This is a genomic window from Trueperella abortisuis (genome assembly GCF_030811095.1).
Taxonomy (GTDB): domain Bacteria; phylum Actinomycetota; class Actinomycetes; order Actinomycetales; family Actinomycetaceae; genus Trueperella; species Trueperella abortisuis.
Window position 1 is genome coordinate 1516962 of sequence record NZ_JAUSQL010000001.1, and the last position, 24015, is coordinate 1540976.

Consider the following 24015-nt stretch of genomic DNA (forward strand, 5'->3'; position numbering starts at 1 on the left):
GAATATTCACCACCTTGTGTTGAATGAGTATTCATTTGGTTACTCATGAAACTACCCCTCAGGTTACGCGCGGTCAATTAAATGACGGCCAAAAACCGCGAAGAACACCCTTTGAGCCGCATTATCTCACTATTTGGACGGCCGAAAACCGCGAGATATCAAAGAAAACTCGCGCCCACCACGCGAAATTATGACGTTAGGCACGTCTTGGCCGTCTCACCCGGGTCGCAAGGGACCGCTCTCGGGACCTTTCTCCCAAATACGTCGCGGAAAAATGTCCACGAAGCCGACGAGAATACGCAACTTTTCTCATTGGCGCACTCCCACAGGGCGCATATTAATTCACCCAGGCTCACAGGCGCCGCCGATCGAAGGCCGTGGAAACCGGGGCGTTCCTCGCGAAAATCGACGGCGGCCACACGGCGCGATCGTTTAGCGCTCGCCGGGATCCGTCCACAGGCCGCTTTCACGATCCATCCACAGCTCCTGGCGAGCCTCTTCCTTGGCGTCCATCCGCTCGTGGAAGGCGGCTTTGCGCTCACGACGCGTGGCACGGGTGTTCTGGTCAAGCCGGGCATCGGTGCCACGCGGAGAAAGCAACTCGGCACCCGTCGAAACCGTAGGCTCCCAGTCAAAGATGACCCCGCCGTCCTCCGGACCGATCACCACCGTGTCGCCCTCCTTCGCACCCATCCGCATGAGCTCCTTCTCCACGCCGAGCAGATTGAGCCGGTCAGCCAGGTAACCCACGGCCTCGTCGTTGGAAAAGTCGGTCTGGTTAACCCAGCGCTCGGGTTTACGCCCACGAATCTGATAGAAGGGCCGCCCGCCCTTGGTATGCGCCGTGATGGTGAAGCCGGCGTCGTCCTGAGCCACCGGGCGAATGATCGGACGCGCCTGCGGCACGATGTCGGTCGCTCGGATCTCCTCCACGATCTCAGCCAGCGCGAAGCCAAGCTCACGCAGGCCACGTCGGGTGAGCGCCGAGACCTCAAAGACACGCAGGCCCCGAGCCTTCAGGCCATCGCGCACCAGCTCGGCCATGTCGGCAGCGTCTGGCATGTCGAGTTTGTTAAGCACCACCACGCGCGGGCGCTCCATGAGCGGCACGCGGTCCTCCATCGGAGGAATCTGATCGGCGTAGGCGGCGAGCTCGGCCTCGATCACGTCGAGGTCACGAAGCGGGTCGCGCTCGGACTCAAGAGCCGCACAGTCGATGACGTGGGCAATGACAGCGCACCGTTCAATGTGCCGAAGGAACTCATGCCCAAGCCCCCTGCCCTCGGAAGCGCCGGGGATAAGGCCCGGCACGTCTGCCATGGTGAAGCGAACATCGCCCGCCTGAACCACGCCGAGGTTCGGAACCAGGGTAGTGAAAGGGTAATCGGCGATCTTCGGCCGAGCCGCGGACATGGCCGCGATGAGCGAGGACTTGCCGGCCGACGGGAAGCCGACCAGGGCGACGTCGGCCACAGACTTCAGCTCCAGTACGAGGATCCGCTCCTCCCCGTCCTCCCCCAGCAGAGCAAAGCCGGGCGCCTTGCGTTTCGGGGATGCCAGGGCCGCATTGCCAAGTCCGCCATACCCCCCAAGTGCGGCCACGAACTCCTCACCTTCCCCCACGAGATCGGCCAGAATGTTGCCGTCGACGTCCTTGACCACCGTTCCCGACGGGACCTCCACCACCAGGTCTTCGCCACGACGACCGTGGCGCATGTCGCCCTCGCCCGGTTTGCCGTTCTCGGCCTTGAGGTGAGGCGAATGGTGGAGCGAGAGCAACGTCGATTCCTGGGAGGAGACGCGCAGGATCACGTCGCCGCCGTGGCCGCCGTTCGCGCCGTCGGGCCCGCCAAGCGGCTTGAACTTTTCCCGACGCACCGACGTCGCGCCGTTGCCGCCCTTGCCTGCCGAAACATGCAGGGTCACTCGGTCCACGAAGCTTGCCATGATTCCCGCCTCCGAAAAACTGCCAGTAGAGCTGCAAAAAGGGGTGGAAGGCTAGGCCCTCCACCCCAATTATTAAAAAGGCTTACGCCTGCGCCAACACGCTAACCGTCTTGCGGTTGCGCTTGACGCCGAACTCCACCACGCCCGACTCGAGGGCGAACAGGGTGTCGTCCTTGCCGCGGCCAACATTGGCACCCGGGTGGTACTTGGTGCCACGCTGACGAACGAGGATCTCGCCAGCATTGACGGACTGACCACCGAAACGCTTGATACCGAGTCGCTGCGCATTGGAGTCGCGACCATTGTGCGAGGAACTGGCGCCCTTCTTATGTGCCATCTGTAGTCCTTCTTTCCTGAAAAAAGCTCGTACTTGATGCCGAATTAGGCGATCTCAAGAACCTTGAGACGGGTAAGCGGCTGGCGATGCCCCTGACGCTTGCGGTAGCCCGTCTTGTTCTTGTACTTGACGATCGAAATCTTCGGACCCTTCTCGTCACGAACGATCTCGGCGGTAACCTTGGCGGAAATGCCATCGGCAGCAGTAGTGATCTTGTCACCGTCGACGAGCATGATCGGCTCAAGCTCGACCTTGTCGCCAGCTTCGCCGTCAATCCTGTTCGTAACCACGATGGACCCGACGGACACCTTTTCCTGGCGGCCGCCTGTCTTAACAATCGCGTAAACCACGTTCAGCTCATCTCTGTCGATTGGTGCACGTCTCCGTGCTCTTGAAAAATTGAGTGCGCTCAATGCGCCGAGTTACAAGTTTACTGAGAAGACTCGCTACGAACAAGTCCGTTGGGCGCGACGATCACCACACTCTCGCGGCGTGTCGCGCCCAACGCCTCACTTCTCAGACTCGTCCTTCGCCGGGAAGGTCATGATTGCCGAAGCGTTCGAGCTAGGGGTGATCGTCCCCGACGACGAGACACGACGACGGCGACGCGGCTTTGTCGGCTCCGCCTGCTCGCCCGTTTTCTCTGGGCGTTCCTGCTTGGCCGACGACGCCCCGCGCTTCCGCGTAGCCTTGTCGGTCTTACCGGTCGCCTTCTCAGCGGCGGACCCGGACTTGTCAGCCGATTCCTCCTCCGGATTCTCGGCCGGCGTCTCGGCCTCCTCGGCCTTGTCCGTGGCCGTCGAACGCGCTCCACCTGTCCGGCGCCGGCCGGAGCCACGCGAGCGCGAGCCCTTCGGCTTCTCCTCCGTCTGCCCCGACGGTTCGGCGTCGTCGTCGGACTCGTGCTTGGAAGAGGCAGCGGCGGCGATGTTGGCGAGGGCCGCGCGGACCTCCTCGTGCTTGGGATCTTCCTCAGCCACCGCCGGACTTGCCTGCTGGCGACGCGGATTGACGCGCGGATTCTGCGCCTCCGTCTCACCGCGCTCGACGGGATGCTCGTGGGTGATGTACCCGCGCCCGTCGCAGCACTCGCAGGTGGTGGAGAAGGCCTCGACAAGGCCCTGGCCCACCCGCTTGCGGGTCATCTGCACCAGCCCGAGCGAGGTCACCTCGGCCACCTGGTGGCGGGTGCGATCGCGGCCCAGGCACTCCACCAGGCGGCGAAGCACGAGGTCGCGATTCTCCTCCAGGACCATGTCGATGAAGTCGATGACAATGATGCCGCCGATGTCGCGCAACCGCAGCTGGCGCACGATTTCCTCAGCGGCCTCGAGGTTGTTGCGGGTGACTGTCTCCTCCAGCGAACCGCCGGCGCCGGTGAACTTGCCGGTGTTGACGTCGATCACTGTCATGGCTTCGGTGCGGTCAATGATGAGCGAGCCGCCCGAGGGTAGGAAGACCTTCTGGTCGAAGGCCTTGGCAAGCTGCTCGTCCACGCGAGAGGCCGCGAAGATGTCCTTCTCGCTCGTCCAGTGTTCGAGGCGGTCCATCAGCTCCGGCGAAAGCTCCTCGACGTAGTCGTGGATGGTCTGCCACGCCTCGTCACCCGAGACTTTCAACTCCTTAAAGTCCTCGTTGAAGATGTCGCGCACGACGCGTACGGCCAGCTCCGGCTCGCTCTTGAGCATGGAGGGGGCGTTCTTCGTGGACTTCGATTTGGCCTGGATGTCGGCCCAGGCTTTGACCAGCCGGTCAACGTCGCTTCGGATCTGGTCCTCGGTGGCACCTTCGGCGGCCGTTCGGACGATGACGCCGTGCTCGGAGGGCACCACGCGCTTGAGGATTTCCTTCAGGCGCGCGCGCTCCTTCTCCGGAAGCTTTCGAGAGATGCCCGTCATCGAGCCGTCCGGCACGAGCACAAGGTGGCGCCCGGCAAGTGTAACCTGACCGGTGAGGCGGGCCCCCTTGTGGCCGATCGGGTCCTTGGTGACCTGGACGAGGACCGTGTCGCCGCTCTTGAGCGCGTCCTCGATTTTGCGCGGCTTGCCGTTCATGCCCACCGCGTCCCAGTTGACCTCGCCGGCGTACAGCACAGCGTTGCGGCCCTTCCCGATGTCGACGAACGCGGCCTCCATGGAGGGAAGCACGTTCTGCACGCGGCCGAGGTAGACGTTGCCAACCATCGAGGTCTGCGTGTGGCGGGCCACGTAGTGTTCGACCAGTACCCCGTCCTCGAGGACGGCGATCTGGTTGAGGCCATCCTGTTCGCGCACGAGCATCGTGCGATCCACGGCCTCGCGACGCGCGAGATATTCGGACTCGGAGATCGTTGTACGACGACGCCCGGCGCGCCGACCTTCCTTCCTGCGGCGCTTCTTCGCCTCCAGGCGGGTGGAGCCCTTGGGTGCGGTCACCCCGTCGTCGGCCTCCTCGGAGCTACGCCGGCGACGACGCCGCCGCACGGTGGTCGACGAGTCCGACTCGTCGTCGTGGGCCTTGTCGGTCTGATCCTGCGAAGACGCGGATTCCTCCGGCTCTGCGGCCGCGGAATCCTTCGAATTCTTGGCGGCTTTGGACTCCTTGGACGCCTTCTGGCCGCCCTTGGATTCGCCCGTCTTGGCCTCGGATTTCGCCTGACGCCGAGACCGCTTCGGGGGCGCTTCCTCGCCGGTGTCTTCCGAGGCACTATCATCGGAGCGCGCGGCAGAGCTGGACTGCGCCTGCTCCTCGGTGGACTTTCGTCCCCCGCGCCGGCCGCGTCGGCTCTTGGACTTGGTGGTCTCATCCTCGGTGGAGTCGGGAGTCGGAGCGTCGGCGTCGTCGTTGCGGCGCTGACGGCGAGTGCGCACGGCCCGCGTCATGTCGGGCTCCTGGAAGAGAAGAGTGGTCATGGGCGCAACGTGTGCGCGCCCTTCGGCATCGTCTGCCATAAATATCCCCTAGCGGAGGCTGTGTGTATCCACGCCTCACTGGTGTCAGGTCGCGGCGAGAGCCGCGGAAGCTTTACTCACGAACCTGCCCGGCTGCACGCACCTGCGGCGCACGGGGCAAGCTCTTCGGGTGGATACACACCCGATCCGCACCTATTGTTGCACATTTGTCCCTCGCGCGCTTGAGGTGTGACCCGGCGAGCTTCTCGGGCCACGCAGCCGGGACTAAAGTCCTATCCGAGCGCCGATCGGCCGCAGGCAGTACAAATTGTTACATGTAGCACTTTGGAACCATTCCGAGTTTGCGACGCATTTGGTCCCAGGTGTGCGTTAAACTTTTATCACACAGGTGGGCACGTAGTGATGCTTGCCCACGGCATCTAACACACAGGGCTAGCACAGCCCCACACAAGAAAGGCGACTTCTGTGGATGTCTTAGACCTTTCACGGTGGCAGTTCGCGATCACGACCGTGTACCACTTCATCCTGGTACCGCTCACGATCGGGCTCTCGCCACTCGTGGCAATCATGCAGACCAGATGGCTGCGAAGCGGGGACACCAAGTACCTGCGCATGTCGGAATTCTTCGGCAAGCTCCTCATTATCAACTTCGCCCTCGGCGTTGCAACAGGCATCGTCCAGGAGTTCCAGTTCGGAATGACCTGGTCGGAGTACTCGCGCTACGTGGGTGACATCTTCGGCGCGCCGCTCGCGTTCGAGGCACTGCTGGCCTTCTTCATGGAGTCCGTCTTCCTCGGCGTGTGGATCTTCGGCCGCGGCCGCATCTCCCCCAAGGCCCACACGGTCTCCATCTGGATGGTGGCCCTTGGCACGAACATCTCCGCGTTCTTCATCCTCGCGGCGAACTCCTTCATGCAGAACCCGACCGGCGCCGTCTTCAACCCGACCACGGGCCGCGCGGAGCTCGACGGCATGTCGGGCTTCCTCGAGGTGGTCTTCTCCCCGACCACGCTCTACACGCTTCTTCACACGATCTCGGCCTCCCTCATGGTGGCCGGCGCGATGATCTCAGGCGTGTCGATCTGGTGGATCGTGCGAGCACTGCGCACCAACAACGAGGTCGAGGCGCGAGAGTTCTGGAAGCCGGCCGCCCAGTTCGGTCTCAAGACCCTCGCGCTCGCCGGCATCCTCGCGATCGGATCGGGCCACTTCATGGGCCAGCACATCTACGAGGTCCAGCCCACCAAGATGATCTCGGCGATGGGCATCTACGAGACGGGCGAACAGCACGATCTCGCGCTCCTCATGCTCGGCACCGAGGCGAACGAGGACTCGATCGTCTCCCTGCCGTTCATTCCGGGCCTGGAGTCTTTCATGGTGACCAACCACTTCTCCGGGCCGGAGTCCACGCTAGTCGGCTCGGGAGACATCCAGCAGACCTTCACCGAAGCCTTCGGCGACATCTACGGCACGGACGTGAACTACATCCCGAACGAGTTCGTCTCCTTCTACTCCTTCCGCGTCATGATGGTCCTCGGCTTCGTCTCCCTGGGCCTGGCGTTGCTCGGCCTTTACCTCCTGCGTAAGGACAAGCTGATCACCAGCCCGGGTCTGGCGAAGCTGTTCGTGTGGACGATCCCGCTGCCCTTCCTCGCGTCGACATTCGGCTGGCTCCTGGCCGAGATCGGCCGTCAACCGTGGGTTGTCTACCCCAACTTCCCGCGCGAGGGTAACCTCTCGCCGTCGCAGATGGTACAGCTATTGACACAGGACGGCGTGTCTCAGACCGTCCTGTCCGGCGAGGTTCTGGCCTCGCTCATCATCTTCACGCTGCTCTACGCCGTGCTTGGCGTGGTGTGGTACAAGCTCATCATCCGCTACGTTCGCGAGGGCATCAACCCGGCGGACAAGCTTCTCCTCGAGCAGGCCCACATCAAGGGCGTCACCGAGGACACGAAGCTCAGCTTCGCTTACTAAGGAGGAACCGTGGAACTTTCAGCACTGCAGATTATCTGGTTCGCACTCCTCGCGGTTCTCTGGATCGGCTACCTCACGCTCGAAGGCTTCGGCTTCGGCACGGGCATGCTCCTGAAGATCCTGCCCCGCAACGAGAAGGAGCGCCGCCTCGCGCTCAACACGATCGGCCCCCACTGGGACGGCAACGAGGTCTTCCTCCTCACCGCCGGCGGCGCCACCTTCGCCGCCTTCCCCGAGTGGTACGCCACGATGTTCTCGGGCATGTACCTGGCCCTCGTCGCCATCCTCATCTGCCTGATCATCCGCATCTCGGCCATCGAGTGGCGCGGCAAGATCAACACCGATAGCTGGCGCAACCTGTGGGACAACCTCCACTTTGGGGTTGCCTGGGTGGTCACCCTGATCTGGGGCGTGGCGTTCGCCAACCTCATTCAGGGCACCAAGATCCAGGTGGGCCACTACTCTGAGCTCGGCGGGCAGTTCATCCCAGCCGACCCCGCGAATATCGACGCTGCGCTCGCCGCTGGCGACCGGCACTTCCTCACGGGCGGTTTCGTCTCCCTGTTCACCCCCTACACGATCGTGGGCGGCGTGGTCTTCCTTCTGCTCTTCCTCACGCACGGCGCGCTGTGGCTGGCGATCAAGACCAAGGGCGACTTTTCCGAGCGTGCCATCGCACTGGCCAAGAAGCTCTCGCTTGCCTCCACGGGCCTGACGGCCATCTGGGCGGTGTGGGGCCAGTTCGCCTACCGCGGCCAGGCCTGGGGCTTCATCCCGCTGGCGCTCGCCGCGGTTGCCCTTATCGCCTCCACGCTCGTGATCCAGAAGGGCAAGGACGTCCAGTCCTTCATCTTCTCCTTCGCGGGCCTGGCCTTCGCAGTGGTGTGGGTCTTCTCGACCTTCGGCGCCAACGCGCTGAAGTCCTCGGTTGACCCGGCCTACGACCTGACGCTGATCCAGGCGTCGGCGACCTCGCCGACGCAGTCGGTGATGCTCATCGCGGCGATCGTCTTCGTCCCGATCGTGCTGGCCTACACCGCCTGGTCCTACAAGGCCTTCGCCGGCCGCCTCACGGTGGAGAACATCTCCGACGAACCGGCGGGGCTTGACCCGAAGAAGGTGCGGGCTTTCGCCAACGCCTAACGATTCGGTGCCGGTGAGGGGGCGTGCGATGATCGCACGCCCCCTCACTTTATATCCCAGCCACCCGCCCCGCTTTCGCGCGCGTTTCATGCCGCGCCCCGCCCGCTTCGGCATTCCCGCTTTCGCATTCCTCCAGATCAGAATCTAGACTTAATCTGAAATATGGAGGTGCCGTGAAACCACTCGACCCACGCCTGCTCACCCACGCCGGCCATACGAAGAAATATGTCGCGTTCCTCGTGGCCCTCGGCGTCCTCGACGCAGCCCTCATCGCGGCTCAAATCGTCCTCATCGCCTACGCCGTCTCCCCTATCTTCTACGGGCAGGCCGCCCCCGCCGATGTTCTGCCACGGGTGGCCTGGCTCGGCATCGTCATCGCGGCACGCTTCGCGCTGGCCTACGTGCGCGATGCGTACGGCCACCGCTCGGCCGTCAAGGTCATTGCGGACCTGCGCGGCAAGGTGCTACGAAAGGCGGCCGCGCTCGGCGATCGCTGGCTGAGCCGGAACACGACGGACACGGTCACCCTCGTCACCCGCGGGCTGGACGACCTGGAGGCCTACTTCGTCCAGTTCCTCCCCCAGCTCTTCCTCTCGGTCACGGCAATGCCGGCACTCATCGTGCTCCTGTTCTATTTCGATTGGATCTCCGCCCTCTTCGTCATCTTCTGCAACCCGCTGGTGCCCATCTTCATGATCCTCATCGGCAAGATGACCTCCCGCTACTCCAACGAACGCCTGGCCGCGATGCAGGACCTCTCCGCCCAACTGCTTGACCTCCTCGCCGGCCTGGCCACCATCAAGGGCCTGGGCCGCGAACACGGCCCAGAAAAGCGCGTGCAGTCCCTGGGCAACCGCTTCGCCGAGAAAACGATGCAGACACTCTACGTGGCCTTCCTCTCCGGCGCCGCCCTCGAGTTCCTCACCACGCTCACCACCGCGCTGGTGGCCGTCAACATCGGTCTGCGCATGGTCAACGGCTCAGTGCCGCTCCAAATCGGTCTCATCGCCATCATGCTCACCCCGGAGATCCTCAAACCGCTGCGCGAGGTCGGCACCCAGTTCCACGCCTCCGTCAACGGGGTCACGGCCGCCGAAGGCGCCTTCGCGATCCTCGACCTGCCCCTTGCCGAGCACCCGGGCACCGCGCCCGTCCCCGACCTCAACACCGCCGAGATCCGCTTCGAGGACGTCTCCGTCTTCGCGCCCGGACGCTCCACCGTCGCACCCGCGAACCTAAGCTGCACCATCGCACCCGGCCACATCACCGTGCTCCGAGGGCCCTCTGGCTCGGGCAAGACGACGACGGTGAACGTCCTCCTCGGCCTGCTCGATCCCGACTCCGGCAGCGTCACCGTGGGCGGTACCCCACTTGCTCAGATCGACCGCGAGGCCTGGTGGGAGCACATCTCCTGGGTTCCCCAACGCCCCGTCATCGTCCCCGGCACGGTTGCCGAGAACGTCGGCGGGATCGCACCGGAGGCGGCGGCGCTCACCGGCTTCGACGACGTTCTCGCGTCACTTCCCGACGGCTGGCAGACCGTACTCGGGCACGGCGGCACCGGCCTGTCGGTCGGCCAGCGTCAGCGCCTCGCTCTCACCCGCGCCCTGACCTCCTCCCGAAAGATTGTCATCCTAGACGAGCCCTCCGCCCACCTCGACGCCATCAGCGAGGAGTACGTCGCCAACGTCGTCACCTCGCTCAAGGCCGCCGGGCACACCGTCATCGTCATCGCCCACCGCCACGCCATCACTGAGCTGGCCGATCACGTCATCGACGTCGCCGCCTCCACCCGAGACATCAGCGCCGAGCAGCTCGAGTCACTCGCCCTGCGTGAATCGACCGAATACGCCGCCTACATCCAGGCCCAGCGCGCCGACTACGCCCTGCCTCGCCAGTGGCGAGACGAGGCGGTCTCCGACCACGTTACGGATGTAGAGGCAGCCGGCGGGGAGGCAGCCGGCGTGGAGGAGGCAGCAGCGGGCGGCGAAACCGCTACCGCCCCACGCTCACAAGCCACCGAAGGAGGCCAGCGATGATCGCGAAGGACGAACGCCGGGCGCTACGCCGCGCAATCGGCATGCTCGACTACAACAAGAAGACTTTCGCCTGGTCCGTCGCGGCGGGCTCGGGCGCCATCGGCTCGGGCGTTTCCCTCGGAGCCACCTCGGCCTGGCTCATCGCCCGCGCCGCGGAGCTTCCCCCGGTGCTCGACCTGTCGGTAGCGTCGACGGCGGTGCGCATGTTCGGCGTCGGCAAGGCGATCTTCCGCTATCTTGAACGCATCGCCTCCCACTGGGTGGCCCTCTACGGCATGGCAAACCTTCGCTCGCGCGTCTACTCGACGATGGCGAGCTCAACCACCGACGTCGTGACCTCAGTCAAGCGTGGCGACCTGCTGGCCCGCACGGGAGCGGACGTGGACGAGATCGGCAACGTCGTCGTCAAGTCGATGCTACCGGCTGCCGTCGCGATCGTCGTCTCCGTGCTCTCCCTTGCCATCGTCGGCTTCCTCTCCCCGCTCATTGCGCTCACGCTCGCAGCCTGCCTATTGATCTCCGGCGTCCTCGCGCCCGCCATCGCCGCCCGCGGCGTCCGCGCGGACCAGGAGGCCCAAATCCTCCACCGGGCCGAGCTCAACGCTCAGGCCCTCACCATGCTCGAATCGGCCTCCGACCTGCGAGTCTCAGGCCGCATGGGCAGCATGGAGGACCAGCTTGCGCGAACCGAGGAGCGCATCGCCTCCCGCCGGGACAGCTCGGCGCGCCCGGCGGCGCTATCGCACGCGCTCGACACGCTCGCGATGGGCATGGCTGTCGTCGCCGCGCTCCTCATCGGCACCCGCCAAATGGCGGCCGGGGACCTGACCGGCATCGAGCTTGTGGTCTGCACGCTTGTGCCGCTTTCCGCCTTCGAGGCCACCACACGCCTCGGAGACGCCGCTACCCAGCTGGTGCGATCGGCGTCGGCGGCGAAGAGGATCGTCGACCTATTGGAGGCGGCCGAGTCCCACACCAAACCAGAACCCGACGAGCGCCCCGACGACGGTTCGGGGCTCGTCGCCCGCGGCCTGCGCATCGGCTGGCCCGGCGGCCCCACCATCGGAGGGCCCATCGACCTCGACCTCAGCCCGGGCAAGACGATCGCGATCGTCGGCCCCTCCGGCATCGGCAAATCCACGCTCCTGTACACGCTCGCCGGCATGCTCGCCCCGCGCGAGGGCGAGGTCCGCCTCGGAGGACGCGATGCCTGGCGCATCGACCGCAAGACGATCTCCGCACAGCTCTCCCTCACCGCCGAGGATGCCCACATCTTCGAAACCTCGGTGCTCGAAAACCTGCGCGTCGCCCGCGCGAGCGTCACCCCCGCGCAAGCCGAGGATCTGCTCGCCCAGGCGGGCCTGGCTAACTGGCTTGCCCAGCTCCCAGACGGCGTGGACACCGTGCTCGGCTCGAACGCCACCTCGATCTCCGGCGGCGAGCGCCGCCGCCTCCTACTCGCCCGCGCACTGGCCGGCTCAGCCACATACATGCTCCTCGACGAGCCCGGCGAACACCTCGACCCGGTCACCGCCGACGAGCTCATTCGTGACCTGCTCTCCGTGGGCAACGACGACCGCGGCGTCATCCTCGTCACCCACCGCCTCACCCCGCTCGACGCCGTGGACGAGGTGATCATGCTCGGGCACGTCGCCGGCGGGGTCGGCGTGCTCGCGCGCGGCACGCACGCCGAGCTCGCTGCGCAGATGCCCACCTACTCCTGGTCACTTGCCCAAGAATAGGCCGGTAGAGTAGCTGGTAGAAGCGTATGAACCGGAAAGGACGCCGATGAAGGCACTGGAGCAAATCTCCGAGTTTTCGCGCCACATCCTCACGATCGCGAGGTCGCTGGACCGCACCGAGGTATCGCAAGCCCTCGTCCAAACAGCGTGCGAGCTCACGGGCGCCGAGTTCGGGGCCGTCAGCGTGCTCGACTCCCACGGCGATACGCTCCAGTTCATCCAGCAGGGCCAGCCGCGCGGACCGGAGGTGGTCATCGACCACCCGCCAATCGACCACGGGGTCTTCAACGAGATTCCGCTCGACTCCTACCTCATTATCAACGACATCTCCGCCTACGCCGACGGAACCGTCCTGCCGCCCAATCACCCGGCGATGAAGAACTTCCTCGGCGTGGCGATCACAGTCAACGAACAAGTGTGGGGGCGCCTCTTCCTCTCCGACAAGCCCACACCCTTCACAGCCGACGACGGCGAGCTCGTCCACCTGCTGGTCAAGGCCACCGAGATTTCCGTGGTCAACTCGTTGCTGTACGCCGAATCGCAGAACCGCGCCCGGTGGCTGACCGCCTCCCAGCACATCGTCTCCTCGCTCCTCGAAGGCACCGACGAGGATGAGGCGCTCGAAGTCATCGCCCACGAGATGCGGGTCGCCGCCCGCGCCGACGTGGCCATGATCATCCTGCCCTCCATCCAGGATTCGTGGATCTCCGAGATTGTCGACGCCGACGACCCGGCCCGCGTCCACGAGCTCGTCGGCCTGTCCTTCCCCAAGGAAGGCCGGGCCCGCACGGTGATCCGGGAGCAGTCCGGCGTCGTCGTCGATTCCATGCAACGCCTGCGCACCATCCGCGTGCCCGAGCTGCGCCAGTTCGGCTCCGCGCTTTACAGCCCGCTCATCTCCCAGGGCGTGGGCCTAGGCGTCATCCTGTTGCTGCGCTACCCCTCCACCGCCGAATTCAACTTGCACGACCTGACGATGGCCGAGTCCGTGGCCAAGCAGGCCACCATCGCGATCCGGCTCGCCGAGGCACGCCAGGCCCAGGCCCTCGCCGCCGAACTCGACGAACGCGCCCGCATCTCACGCGACTTGCACGACCTCGCCATCCAGCAGCTCTTCGCCTCCGGCATGCACATCACCGCAATCCGCGAGGAGATGAGTTCGCGCGGACTCGGCGAGGACGTCACCGGGGCGCTCGACGCCGCGATCAGCGCCATCGACGACTCGGTCAAACAGATCCGCCATATCGTCCACTCGCTACGCGACGACGGCTCCTCGGCCGCGATCGTCTCTCGCCTCCAGCACGAGACCTCGGTGGCGCGCCAAGCGCTCGGATTCGCTCCCTCGCTCCTGCTGACCTGGAACGGTTCGGATGTGGCCGAGTCCGACTACCACCTCATCGACGACGCCGTCGGATCCGACATCGCCGACGACGTGGTGGCGGTGGTACGCGAGGGGCTGGCCAACGCCGCACGGCACGCGAAGGCGTCCTCCGTGTCGGTTAAGGTGGACGCCACCCCCGACGAGATCGTGGTCCGCGTGCTGGACGACGGCGCCGGCATCGCCCAGGCCCTCGCCCGCCGCTCCGGCCTATCCAACCTCGCGGCTCGCGCCCGGCGCCATCACGGCACGTTCGCGATCGAGCCGCGCGGGGACGGACACAGCGGCACGCTACTGACCTGGTGCGCCAACCTGCGCTAGCCACTAGCCGCCAGCGCGAGCCCGACCCGCGTTTAGCGCCTAGCCGTTTTGGTTGCGCCAGCCCGCCGCACGCTGGCCCGCAACCCACGCCGCGACCTGGGTGCGGCGTTGCATCCCCATCTTCGACAGCAGCGAGGTGATGTGGTTCTTCACGGTCTTCTCAGCCACACCGAGCTTGTCTCCAATCTCCCGGTTCGACAGGCCATCCCCGATCAGGTCGAGCACCTTGCGCTCGGAGGGGGTCAGATGGGCGGTCGGGTCGGCATGATCGGCACGACGCCGGGTAACCGTCCGCTCGTCCAACAGCACGCGGCCAGCCGCCACCGCCTTGATAACCTCGGTGATCTCCGCCCCACGCACCGACTTGAGCAGGTATGCCTTCGCGCCGGCGTCAAGGGCCTCGGCGAGGGCGTCGTCGTCGTCGAATGAGGTCAACACGATCGCCTTCGTCTCGGGCACAACCTCGCGGAACTCGCGAATGATGTCGATGCCGGTGCCGTCTGGCAGGCGCAGATCCACGAGCGCCACTTGGGGCGCCATGAGCGTGGCCCGGCGCACGGCCTCCGCCACCGACCCGGCCTCGGCCACGACGGCCAGCCCGTCGGCGCGGTCAACAACCTCGGCGATGCCGCGGCGAACAACCTCGTGGTCGTCAATAATCATCACGGAAATATCTGTAGTGCTCACACCGTCATCTTATCCAGATATCTCACTAATTTCCGCTACTACGCCTCCGCGCCAGGGGGCGTACGTGCCGCGCACACTGGCACACTGGGCAAAAGTGCGAGGAGCGGCCCATGAACGGCTCACGCTTGAGCGCGGTCCCGCACACCCGGCACGACTCGCCGGCCCGCCCGTAAACGTTGAGCACCCGGTCGAAGTAGCCCGAGGCACCATCCACGTTGACGTAGAGGGAGTCGAAGGAGGTCCCGCCGACCTCGACCGCCCGGGCCATGACGTCGGCCGCCGCGAGGTAGACCGCGCGGATCTTACCCAACGACATGCGGCTGGCCAGCCGACGCGGATGGACGCGGGCGGCAAAGAGCGCCTCGTCGGCGTAGATGTTGCCCACCCCCGACCCCACCGACTGGTCAAGGAGGATCCGCTTAATCTCGGAGTCTTTGGCATGGACGCGGCGAACGACGCCATCAAGGTCAAAGGCCGGGTCGAGCAGGTCACGAGCAATATGGGCAACCGAACGCGGGACACGCGGCAGCACGCTCCCCTGGCCGCCTGGCTCGCCGTCGTCGGTGGGGACAAACGTATCGGGCATGAGGTGGCCGAAGGTGCGTTGGTCGACGAAGTCGAGCCGGACGCCGTCGTCGAAGAAAAAAGAAGCGCGCCGGTGCGGGTTGTCCGCCCCGCCCACCCGAAACTGGCCGGACATGCCCAAATGGGCGACGAGTGCCAGGCCACCGGCGTCGAACCACAGGTACTTCCCCCGCCTGGCCACCGCCTCGATACGGCGACCGACGAGCGGATCGAGACCCGCCGGCGCGCGGCGCACCGCCCGCGCACTGAGCACCTCCACACCCACCACCGTGGCGCCCACGGCGATCGGCTCGAGGCCACGGCGGATCGTCTCTACTTCGGGCAGCTCGGGCATGGCGAGGCGCTAGCCTAGGGCGTCGTAGGCGTCCCTGCAGGCCTCCAGCTTCGCCTGCTTCTGGGAGGTGGCCGTGCCCTGGCCGTAGGCGACCCCGTCCACCTGCACCGTGGCCGTGTAGACGCGGGCGTGATCTGGCCCCTCGCCCGTGATCACGTAGCTCAGATCGCCAACAATGCCCCGATCACGGGCCTTCTCCTCGAAGGCGGTACGCCAGTCGAGCGCGGGCCCCATCTTCTCCGCCGCCGCGACTTGCGCGGTGAGGTGGCGAAGAACGACGTCGTTGGTCAGCTTCACGCCGTGCGTGAGGAAGGTGGCACCGATCAGGGCCTCCATGGTGTCGGCCAGGATCGAGTCCTTATCCCGCCCGCCCGACATCTCCTCGCCGTGGCCGAGGCGGATGAACGCACCCAGGCCGAGCCGGCGTGCGATCTGGGCGAGCGAGCGCTCAGAAACCGCGGCCGCCTTGATTTTCGACATGAAGCCCTCGTCCATCTCCGGATACTTCTCGAAGATGTAGCTGGTCACCACAGCGCCCAGGATCGAATCGCCCAGGAATTCAAGGCGCTCCGAATGCTCCCCGCCGTTTTCATAGGCCCAGGATCGGTGCGTGAGCGCCGGCTCAAGGTAGCGGGCGTCGATCGTGGCGCCCCAGGCCTCCACCTCGCGTTGCGTTATCGGCTTATGCACGGCGCTCCTCGGCATTGTCGGATGCGGCCTCGGCCTCCTGAGAAAGTTGGGCCGCGAGCGCGTCGAGGGCGGAGAAGCGCGGGTCGAGGAACTCGTGCTTGTGATCTGGTGGCAGGTCCTCCCAGCGTTCGCCGCACTCGGGGCACAGCCCCTCGCAGTCCGGGCGGCACAGCGGGACGAGCGGAATCGAGAGCACAAGCGCGTCTCGGACGATCGGCTCCATGTCGATCGCGTCGTCGACGACGACGGGCATGTCCTCCGCCTCCTCGTCCCCCTCATCGAGCAGAGCCTTTCGGCTCTCCGGGTAGAGGACGAGTTCGGCCACCGGCTCGTTCAGGTCGAGCGTGATGTCCTTCAGGCAGCGGGCACACTGGCCGCGGGCGGCAGCGCTGACCATCCCCTGGACGAGCACGCCCTCGGAGACTGACTGCAACACAAGGCCGAGGTCAATCGGGTCCCCCTCCGGCACGCCCATGAGCGGTATGCCGCACTCGGCCGGCGCCGGCAGCTGCGTATTCAGCTCCCGCTGGGCGCCCTCCACGCGCGGCAAGTCGACGATGGAGACGATGTAAGGGCTGGTCATGATTCGTCCTCCAAGCGGTGGGCCAGGTGTGCGCGGCCGGCCGCGATCTGCTCAAGCAGACCGCCGAGTTCCTCCGAGAGCTGGTCGAGGGTAGTGGCGGCGTAGTCGTCCGCCCCGCGCACCATGTGGTCGGCCTTTGTCTGCGCCTCGTCGAGGATACGCGTGGCCTGCGACTTCGCGGCGATCGTGATCTGATCCTGCGCCACCATGCGCGAAGCCTGCTCGCGCGCCTCCGCCACGATCGTCGCCGCGTCCTGTTCGGCACGCTCCCGGATCGACTCCGCGTCTTGGCGGGCCGACTCGGAGACGGCCGAAGCCTCCTGGAGCACCTCGTCCGCCGCGACGATCTGATCGGGCACGATCTCACGTGCCGTCTCAAGCAGGTCAAGTAGCTCAGAGCGGTTGACCATCACCGAGGCCGACATCGGCAAGGACTTGGCGTGAGAGACGATCTCCACCAGCTCGTCCAGGATCTCGAGCAGCGATTCGCCTTGTTCATTCATGAATTGACCTTCCTCAGTGCGCGCGCGACGTTCGGCGTCACCAGATCGTCGATTGTACCCCCGTATGAGGCTATTTCTTTCACGAAGGAGGATGCTATGTGACTCAGTGCGGGATCGCCCATGATGAACACCGTCTCGATGCGGGACAGGTGCCGGTTCAGGAGCGCCATCGCCTGCTCGGCGTCGTAGTCCGCTGCCCCGCGCAGCCCCTTGACGATCGCCGCCGCGCCGGCCTCCCGCGCAAAGTCGGCGATGAGTCCGGGGGCCACCTCCACCCGCACTCCGTCGACGCCGGCAAGCGCCTCGCGCGCCAACTCCACCCGCTCCTCGAGGCTGAATAGGTATGCCTTCTTCGCGTTGTGACTGACGGCCACCACGACATCGTCAAACATCCCCCGCGCCCTCTTGATGACGTCAATGTGGCCAAGAGTGAGCGGATCGAAGGATCCCGGGCAAACCGCTAGTGTCATGCCTCCAGTCTACCCTCACCGTCCACAACCGCGCTCCAGACGCGGGTATCGCCCCATGTGCGGTCGTCGTCGAGCACGAGCCGTGCGGGCCACGCCGGCTCCGGCGAGCGCTTGTTCCGCTCGACCACCACCATCGCGTCGGGTGCCAGGTGCGCCACGAGCAACTCGAGAACGAGGCCGAGGTCGCCCTCCGAAACATCGTAGGGAGGGTCAAGGAATACCAGATCGAAGCGCTCGCTGGGCTCGGTGGCGAGGTAGGTTTCCGCCTTCATGGGCACGACGTCGATCTCCAGCCCGGTGGCCTTGGCGTTCGCGCGTGCCACGGAAGCCGCCTGGCGGCTGGACTCAACAGCGACAACACTGCGCGCGCCGCGGGATTTGGCCTCGAGCCCGAGCGCCGCCGAGCCTGCGTAGAGGTCGAGCACGGCGCAATCCTCGATGTAGCCGTAGTGCTCGAGGCGCGAGAACATCGCCTCCCGCACGCGTTCGGAGGTGGGGCGGGTTCCGGACTTGGGCACCTGCAGGTTTCGCCCGCCGGCGGTGCCGGCAACGATTCTGGTCATGTCTTCTCCAGGTAGTCGGTGGATTCGGAGCTTGCCGCCTCGATCGCGGCGCGCAGAGCCGGGTGGGAGGCAAGCGTGGGGTCGCCCGCCACGAGCTTCCTGGCCGCCGCCCTCGCCACCCCGATGAGGTTTTCGTCCGTGCGCACGCGCACGAACTTCAACGACGACGACCGCCCGCTCTGCGCCGCGCCCAGCACGTTGCCCTCGCTGCGCAGCTCCAGGTCCCTCTCCGCCAGGACGAAGCCGTCGGTGGTGGAGGCGAAGGCTTTCAGGCGCTCGAAGGCGAGCGTGCCGTCGAGGGCGTGGTGAACTGCCAGGCAGATTGACTCGCGTTGGCCACGCCCGACACGCCCGCGCAGCTGGTGAAGCTGGGACAGGCCGAAGCGTTCAGCGTCGAGGATCACCATCATCGTGGCCTGCGGAACGTCTACGCCCACCTCGATCACGGTGGTGGACACGAGCAAAGGCGCCGCGCCGGAGGCGAAATCGCCCATGGCGCGGGCCTTGTCCTCGGCATCCATGCGGCCGTGGACGGCGCCGATGCGGATTCCCGCGAGGGCCGGTTTCGCGCGCAGCTGGTCGAGGACGGATTCAACGGAGGCGGGCTCAAATTCGTCGATGGTGAGCTGCTGATCGAGGTCGGCCTGATCCGGGCCGTTCGGCGCCTCCTCCTCGGCCGTGGCGGAGATTCGCGGGCAGACGACGTAGACCCGGCCGCCGGCGTCGATCTCCTCCCGGGCCCGCTCCCAGACCCGCTCCACCCAGCGTTCGTTCATGGCCGGGACCAGGTTCGTGGCGATCGCTCGGCGCCCCGCGGGCAGCTCGCGCAGGGTCGAGACCTGCAGCTCCCCGAAGGAAGTCATCGCGATCGTTCGCGGTATCGGCGTGGCCGTCATGACGAGGAGGTGGGCACCGGCGGCGAGGCGGTCGCGCTGATCCACCCCGAAGCGGTGCTGCTCATCGATCACCACGAGGCCGAGGAACGGGATCTGGACCATGTCCTCAAACAGGGCGTGGGTTCCAACCACGATCCCAGCCGCGCCCGAGGCGATCGCGGCGAGCGTTGCGCGTTTCTTCGCCGCGGGCAACGAGCCCGTCAGCAGCTCAATCGACGTAGCCAGCGCGGCCGCTCCGAGCTGGCCGGCCATCCCCAGCTCCCCCAGCATCGACTGGAACGAGGCGTAGTGTTGGGCCGCGAGCACCTCCGTGGGTGCCACGAGGACGGCCTGACGCCCGGCGTCGACCGCCTGGAGCATGGCACGCAAGGCGACGACGGTCTTGCCCGATCCGACGTCGCCCTGCAGAAGGCGGCGCATCGGGCTGGCGGTGGCGAGTTCTGCGGCCAGCTCCTGACCCACCGCGCGCTGGCCGGCGGTCAGATCGAAGGGAAGGCGGGCGTCGAATGCCGCGAGGATGCCACCCTCGCGGGGCGCCATCGCGGGCGCCGGGTGCGCGGCGGCGTCGGCCGCCCGCTGGGCGAGCAACGCCTGGAGCACGAAGGCCTCCTCGTGCTTGAAACGCGCGATGGCGCTGTGCCACTCTTCCTCGCTGGTCGGCTGGTGAGCCGCACGCAGCGCCGCGAAGCGGCCGGGCAGCGAGTGATCGGCAAGGTAGTCTTCAGGGAGGGGATCGGGCACGTCGCTCGGGGTCAGCGAGGCAAGCGTGACATCCACGGCCTTGGCGATCTTCCACGAGGGCAACTTTGCGGCAGCGTGGTAGATCGGGATCGGCTGAGCAATCTTTGCCGGATCGACCTCCGCCTCGTCCTCCACCACCTCATACTCCGGGTGGGAAAGCTGGAGCTGGCCGCGGTAGGAGGTGATCGTGCCGGAAAAGGTGGCGAGCGTGCCGGGGCGCAGCTTGGCGGCGTGAAAGTTCAGCGGACGGGAGGACTTGGCAAAGAAGGTGAGGTTAAGAGTGTGGCGCCCGTCGGAAATCACCACGGATAAGATGTAGCCGCGCCGGGAGTGCATGGGCCGAACCTGGGAATCGACGATCCGGGCCACCACCGTCACCGCTTCTCCCTCTTGCACCGCCTCAATCGGCAGGAGCTCGCCGCGCCGGGCCAGGCGGAAGGGAATGTGATCTAGGAGGTCGCCCACCGTGTGCAGGCCCATTTTAGAAAACGCTGCGCCGGTGCGCGCACCTAAGACCCGCTCGAGCGGGCGCGTGAGAGCCGTCCACGACTCCGCCGTGGTGGCAGCCATTCGATCCGACATCTTTCCTCCAGCTACTAGGTTACCGTGCAGCTGCGAACGAATGCCGGCTCGGCCGCCCCGGCCGAGCCGCGGTAGACGTGCGCAATCCCACTGACCTGGTACGTTGGAATTTGCATGCGCTGTCGGCTATCATCTTTAAGTTGCTTCAAGGAGCGCGAGAGCGCGCTCTCAACCCAAACGAAGGAGATAACCGTGGCCTCTGTATGTGAAGTCTGCGGCAAGGGCCCTGGTTTCGGTAAGTCTGTGTCGCACTCCCACGTGCGCACCAACCGTCGTTGGAACCCGAACATCCAGCGCATTCGGGCTCTCGTCAATGGGACGCCGAAGCGTCTGAACGTGTGCACCAGCTGCCTCAAGGCCGGCAAGGTGACGCGCAACATCTAGTTCTTAGATGCAAATGAGGCGGGAGATCCCGCCTCATTTTTTATGCCCGCGCTTGCGAGTCATATGCCGGCGCATGAGCCCCACATGAGTGCTCCGGCCTCATATCTGTTGCGTTAATCAACCAGATGTCACATTATTCTGTCAGTTCTTGGCGAGAATCTACGGGATTACCGTTGCATCTATCGGGTTGTCCTCTACGCCCAAGCAGCACACCGTGGCCCCGCTCCTTATTTTGCGGCGGAGAGGAACTCCTCGATCGAGTCCTCCGACAGCACGCCCACGCGATAGTTCGCCACGTTGCCCTCGGCGTCGATCAGGAAGTGAGCCGGGATGCCAAGAACCCCGTATGCGCGCGAAAGGTCGTTTGACTCGTCGGCCACTGCGGCGAAGTCATATCCCGCACGCGAAAGATAGCCGCTCACGGTGTTGTCTTGCTCGCCCACGAACGCGACCACGACTTCGACGTCGTCGCGCGCATCCGCCACGGCCTGCACATCGGGCATCTCCGCGCGGCAACCCTGACACCAGGTCGCCGCAAATAGCAGCCACACCGGCTTGCCACGCAACGCCTCGAGGGAAACCTCGTTGCCTGCGACGTCGACTGCGGTAAAAGCCGGGGCGGGCTCGCCAACCGTTGGCGCGGGTTGTGCACTGTCAACATCGACCTGGCTGACCTTGCCACTACCCACAGGGGTGTCATCCCTGCCGAGCAAGCTCTCGCCCAAGCTCGAACCGGAGACGATCCATGCGCCCACCAAAACAAGGAGCGTCGTCACAATTAACACCATCATCGTGCCGTATTTCGACTCGCGAATACGGGTGCGCCAATCAGTCGTACTCACATCTCTCCCTTGTAGCAGATCTAAGCGTAGGAGTGCAGGCTATCAAACCACAGGTTACCGAAGAATGTGAACAGGACGGCACAGAAGCCCAGAACGAGGAGCCATGCGGACTTCCGTCCGCGCCAGCCGCGAACCACACGGGCATGGACGTAGGCGCCGTAGATGAACCACGTCACCAGCGCCGAGGTTTCCTTCGGATCCCAGCCCCAGTAACGACCCCATGCGATGTTGCCCCATATGGCACCCAGTACGATCATGATGGTCAACAGCGGGAAGGCGAAGACCACCGATTTGTAGCCGAGCTCCTCGAGGATCTCCGGCTTCGGCCAACCGCGCCAGGTGACCTTCGGTCCGAGCAGATACATGATCGCGGCGCCGAATCCGATGACTGCCGCGCCGTAGGACAGCGCAGCGGTGAACACGTGCAGGGTCAGTAGCGGGCTATTCTGGAGCGCCGGCATGAGGGGCTCCTTGGCGAAGTCCAACGAGGTCACGTAAATGAGCATGCCAAGAATGACCGGTAACGTGAACAACGCTAGCGTGCGGATGCGGTAGCGGTGCTCGAAGTAGATCTGGAAGGCAAGCATTCCCCATACGAAGGCTGTGGCGAACTCGTATTGGTTGGCCAGCGGAGGTTCACCGGTGGCGATGTAGCGCACAATGACCGAGGCTGTGAGGGTGAGGAAGGCTAGCTTTTCGAGTAGGTTGCCCATGCGCGGCAGCCCCCTGGCCTGCGTGCGTTGGACCGGGGTCTCGGTGCTGGTGACGTTCGATTCCACGACCACGCTCGAAGCGGATGTCGGCGCACCCACAGTCGCAGACTGCTTGGCCGAACTCATATTGCGCGCAACGAAAGTAGCCATGACGTAGATTCCGAAGGCAAGCGCAACAATTAGCGTGCTTGCGAAAAGGAGAATTTGGGAAAACTCAAGCATTAGAGTTCCTTTCCTTGTGTAATGCGTTCGGTGATCTCGGTACCGAATCCATGGAAGTAGCGCGAGAACCCGAGGTCACGCTTGTCGTGCGAGGCCAGTCGGAGGACGGAGCCATCGTCGGTGGCGGCCACCCACGCCCACATGCGCTGGTGACGTAGTGCCATGGTCATGATTGATCCAATAATAAGCAACGCGCTACCAAGCCAGACCACCCACGCGCCCGGGTCACTTCGGACGATGAGGCCGGCGTACTGAGCCTCGCGTTCGAATGTGATGTCAAGGCCGGCGACCGTGGCGGGCTGGCCTTGGTCCACCACCTTCATGTCCATCGTCTCCTGCGAGCCAGACTCGTAGACCTCGATGCGCGCCTGGCCAGGCGCGAGATCCGGGTTTGTGCGTCCGGACGCCGAGGTGATGACGAAAACCTCGAGGGCCGGGTCCTCCAACTCAACGACGCCGTAGCTGTAGGCTCCGTCACTGGTCGTGTAGCGCAATGGCACGCCCCCGGAGTGGAGTTCGCCCGCATTCCCCGAAATCGAAACCACAGCGGACATACCGAAGGAGGCTTGATGGAACATGACGCCGTCATAGGACAGCGGCGAGTTCACGCGCACGTTCTGATCGGCCACGGTCTGCCCGTCCTTGTAGAGGATGACGTGGGAGACGTAGTCGAGCGGACGGCCGTCTTCGTTGTAGGCATCCTGGAAAGAGACGACCTTGGCGCTCAGGCCCGTGTTGTAGCCGACTTCCTGGGTCTCCCCCACAGTGACGAGGAAGAAGTCGTTACGAAAGCCCATGCTCTGGGTGACGAGGAAGCCGATGATGATAAGTATGAACGCTAGGTGGGAAAGCGCGGTTCCAAAGGGCGCCCAGTGGAAGCGATCGAGATAGAAGAACTCGCGCTGGCCGTCGTCGGCGATCACGCGCATGTGGCGCCTCTTAGCCGTAGCCAGTAGCGCATCCGTGGTTGTCTGCGCGTCTACGCTGAGCTGCGCGCTGTAGCGCAAGCGTGCCGTGTTGAAGAAGTTCTCACGCGCTCGCTTAGGCGGCTTGTATGCCGTGCGGTACAGAAGCGGAATGCGGTGAGTGGTGCAACCGATGATACTCAGGCACAGCAGGATCATCATGATCCTGAACAGCCATGAGGAGAACATGTTAAAGAAACCGATCGCCGCCAGAATTCTCGTCCACCCGCCGTATACCGGTGTCAGGTTCGCAAGGAAATCCTCCCACGCCGCCTCATCGGCCACGACATATGAGTTGGCCTGCGGGAAGACTACACCGATCAGGCTGAGGATCGTCACGATCAGGATGAGAAGCAGACCGATCTTCTTGTTGTAGAAGAGGGCATAAATAGTACGCCACACCTCGGCGCCAGAGATGCGGGCGCCGTCGAGAGCATCCACCTGCTCAGGTTCGTGGGTGGCCGTGTTTTGATCAGACAC

Annotated in this window: 21 protein-coding genes; 6 read left to right on the top strand and 15 right to left on the bottom strand. The window is 65.0% G+C overall.

Going from position 1 to position 24015, the window contains the following annotated elements; translation table 11 throughout:
* Positions 1-432: 432 nt before the first annotated feature.
* The 4 genes from obgE to J2S45_RS06870 all read right to left on the bottom strand — a co-directional run bounded on the left by obgE (position 433) and on the right by J2S45_RS06870 (position 5214).
* Positions 433-1947 carry a GTPase ObgE gene (gene obgE, locus J2S45_RS06855; protein ID WP_307634938.1) on the bottom strand — a complete coding sequence of 505 codons (1515 nt, stop codon included), beginning with the start codon at positions 1945-1947 and terminating at the stop codon, positions 433-435.
* Between the two features lie 82 nt (positions 1948-2029).
* Positions 2030-2284 carry a 50S ribosomal protein L27 gene (gene rpmA, locus J2S45_RS06860; protein WP_270975272.1) on the bottom strand — a complete coding sequence of 85 codons (255 nt, stop codon included), beginning with the start codon at positions 2282-2284 and terminating at the stop codon, positions 2030-2032.
* A 44-nt stretch (positions 2285-2328) separates the two neighbouring features.
* Positions 2329-2634 carry a 50S ribosomal protein L21 gene (gene rplU, locus J2S45_RS06865; RefSeq protein WP_062613747.1) on the bottom strand — a complete coding sequence of 102 codons (306 nt, stop codon included), beginning with the start codon at positions 2632-2634 and terminating at the stop codon, positions 2329-2331.
* Positions 2635-2793: 159 nt separating this feature from the next.
* Positions 2794-5214, bottom strand: a complete 2421-nt coding sequence (locus J2S45_RS06870; RefSeq protein ID WP_307634939.1) for an Rne/Rng family ribonuclease — start codon at positions 5212-5214, stop codon at positions 2794-2796.
* 426 nt (positions 5215-5640) lie between these two features.
* On the opposite strand from J2S45_RS06870, the gene J2S45_RS06875 reads away from it, so the two are divergent.
* The 5 genes from J2S45_RS06875 (at position 5641) to J2S45_RS06895 (ending at position 13775) form a co-directional block, all read left to right on the top strand.
* On the top strand, positions 5641-7152 hold the full coding sequence (locus J2S45_RS06875) for a cytochrome ubiquinol oxidase subunit I (protein WP_296932845.1): 1512 nt from the start codon (positions 5641-5643) through the stop codon (positions 7150-7152).
* Positions 7153-7161: 9 nt separating this feature from the next.
* The gene (gene cydB, locus J2S45_RS06880; RefSeq protein WP_296932843.1) at positions 7162-8295 is read left to right on the top strand and encodes a cytochrome d ubiquinol oxidase subunit II; all 1134 of its coding nucleotides are present in this window, start codon (positions 7162-7164) and stop codon (positions 8293-8295) included.
* Positions 8296-8468: 173 nt separating this feature from the next.
* Positions 8469-10334, top strand: coding sequence for a thiol reductant ABC exporter subunit CydD (gene cydD, locus J2S45_RS06885; protein ID WP_307634940.1), 1866 nt, complete (start codon positions 8469-8471; stop codon positions 10332-10334).
* The gene (cydC, locus tag J2S45_RS06890; protein ID WP_307634941.1) at positions 10331-12076 is read left to right on the top strand and encodes a thiol reductant ABC exporter subunit CydC; all 1746 of its coding nucleotides are present in this window, start codon (positions 10331-10333) and stop codon (positions 12074-12076) included. Before cydD ends, cydC begins: the two co-directional genes overlap by 4 nt.
* A gap of 46 nt (positions 12077-12122) precedes the next feature.
* Entirely contained in the window at positions 12123-13775 is a 1653-nt protein-coding gene (locus tag J2S45_RS06895) for a sensor histidine kinase (protein ID WP_307634942.1), read from the top strand.
* Between the two features lie 39 nt (positions 13776-13814).
* Here J2S45_RS06895 and J2S45_RS06900 read toward each other — a convergent pair whose 3' ends face one another.
* From J2S45_RS06900 to J2S45_RS06935, 8 genes are read right to left on the bottom strand one after another with little or no spacing between them, the layout of a single operon-like run.
* On the bottom strand, positions 13815-14438 hold the full coding sequence (locus J2S45_RS06900) for a response regulator (protein ID WP_296932860.1): 624 nt from the start codon (positions 14436-14438) through the stop codon (positions 13815-13817).
* Between the two features lie 49 nt (positions 14439-14487).
* Positions 14488-15381 (bottom strand): bifunctional DNA-formamidopyrimidine glycosylase/DNA-(apurinic or apyrimidinic site) lyase, encoded by an 894-nt coding sequence (gene mutM / locus J2S45_RS06905; RefSeq protein WP_307634943.1) that lies wholly within the window; start codon positions 15379-15381, stop codon positions 14488-14490.
* A 9-nt stretch (positions 15382-15390) separates the two neighbouring features.
* The gene (gene rnc, locus J2S45_RS06910) at positions 15391-16071 is read right to left on the bottom strand and encodes a ribonuclease III (RefSeq protein ID WP_307634944.1); all 681 of its coding nucleotides are present in this window, start codon (positions 16069-16071) and stop codon (positions 15391-15393) included.
* Positions 16064-16654: a YceD family protein gene (locus J2S45_RS06915; RefSeq protein WP_307634945.1), complete on the bottom strand. Its 591-nt coding sequence runs from the start codon at positions 16652-16654 to the stop codon at positions 16064-16066. Before J2S45_RS06915 ends, rnc begins: the two co-directional genes overlap by 8 nt.
* Positions 16651-17157 carry an SPFH domain-containing protein gene (locus tag J2S45_RS06920; protein ID WP_270975261.1) on the bottom strand — a complete coding sequence of 169 codons (507 nt, stop codon included), beginning with the start codon at positions 17155-17157 and terminating at the stop codon, positions 16651-16653. The genes J2S45_RS06915 and J2S45_RS06920 overlap by 4 nt, the downstream gene beginning before the upstream one ends.
* Positions 17154-17627 (bottom strand): pantetheine-phosphate adenylyltransferase, encoded by a 474-nt coding sequence (gene coaD, locus J2S45_RS06925; protein WP_270975260.1) that lies wholly within the window; start codon positions 17625-17627, stop codon positions 17154-17156. The genes J2S45_RS06920 and coaD overlap by 4 nt, the downstream gene beginning before the upstream one ends.
* Positions 17624-18190: a 16S rRNA (guanine(966)-N(2))-methyltransferase RsmD gene (gene rsmD / locus J2S45_RS06930; RefSeq protein WP_307634946.1), complete on the bottom strand. Its 567-nt coding sequence runs from the start codon at positions 18188-18190 to the stop codon at positions 17624-17626. Before rsmD ends, coaD begins: the two co-directional genes overlap by 4 nt.
* Positions 18187-20409, bottom strand: coding sequence for an ATP-dependent DNA helicase RecG (locus J2S45_RS06935; protein WP_307634947.1), 2223 nt, complete (start codon positions 20407-20409; stop codon positions 18187-18189). Before J2S45_RS06935 ends, rsmD begins: the two co-directional genes overlap by 4 nt.
* 192 nt (positions 20410-20601) lie before the next feature.
* Between J2S45_RS06935 and rpmB the strand changes: the two genes are divergently transcribed.
* Positions 20602-20793, top strand: coding sequence for a 50S ribosomal protein L28 (gene rpmB / locus J2S45_RS06940; RefSeq protein ID WP_062613734.1), 192 nt, complete (start codon positions 20602-20604; stop codon positions 20791-20793).
* A 227-nt stretch (positions 20794-21020) separates the two neighbouring features.
* Here rpmB and J2S45_RS06945 read toward each other — a convergent pair whose 3' ends face one another.
* From J2S45_RS06945 to J2S45_RS06955, 3 genes are read right to left on the bottom strand one after another with little or no spacing between them, the layout of a single operon-like run.
* Positions 21021-21635 carry a TlpA family protein disulfide reductase gene (locus tag J2S45_RS06945; RefSeq protein ID WP_307634948.1) on the bottom strand — a complete coding sequence of 205 codons (615 nt, stop codon included), beginning with the start codon at positions 21633-21635 and terminating at the stop codon, positions 21021-21023.
* A gap of 20 nt (positions 21636-21655) precedes the next feature.
* A complete protein-coding gene (ccsB, locus tag J2S45_RS06950) occupies positions 21656-22570 on the bottom strand; it encodes a c-type cytochrome biogenesis protein CcsB (protein ID WP_307634949.1) in 915 nt (304 codons plus the stop codon).
* On the bottom strand, positions 22570-24015 hold the full coding sequence (locus J2S45_RS06955; protein WP_307634950.1) for a cytochrome c biogenesis protein ResB: 1446 nt from the start codon (positions 24013-24015) through the stop codon (positions 22570-22572). Before J2S45_RS06955 ends, ccsB begins: the two co-directional genes overlap by 1 nt.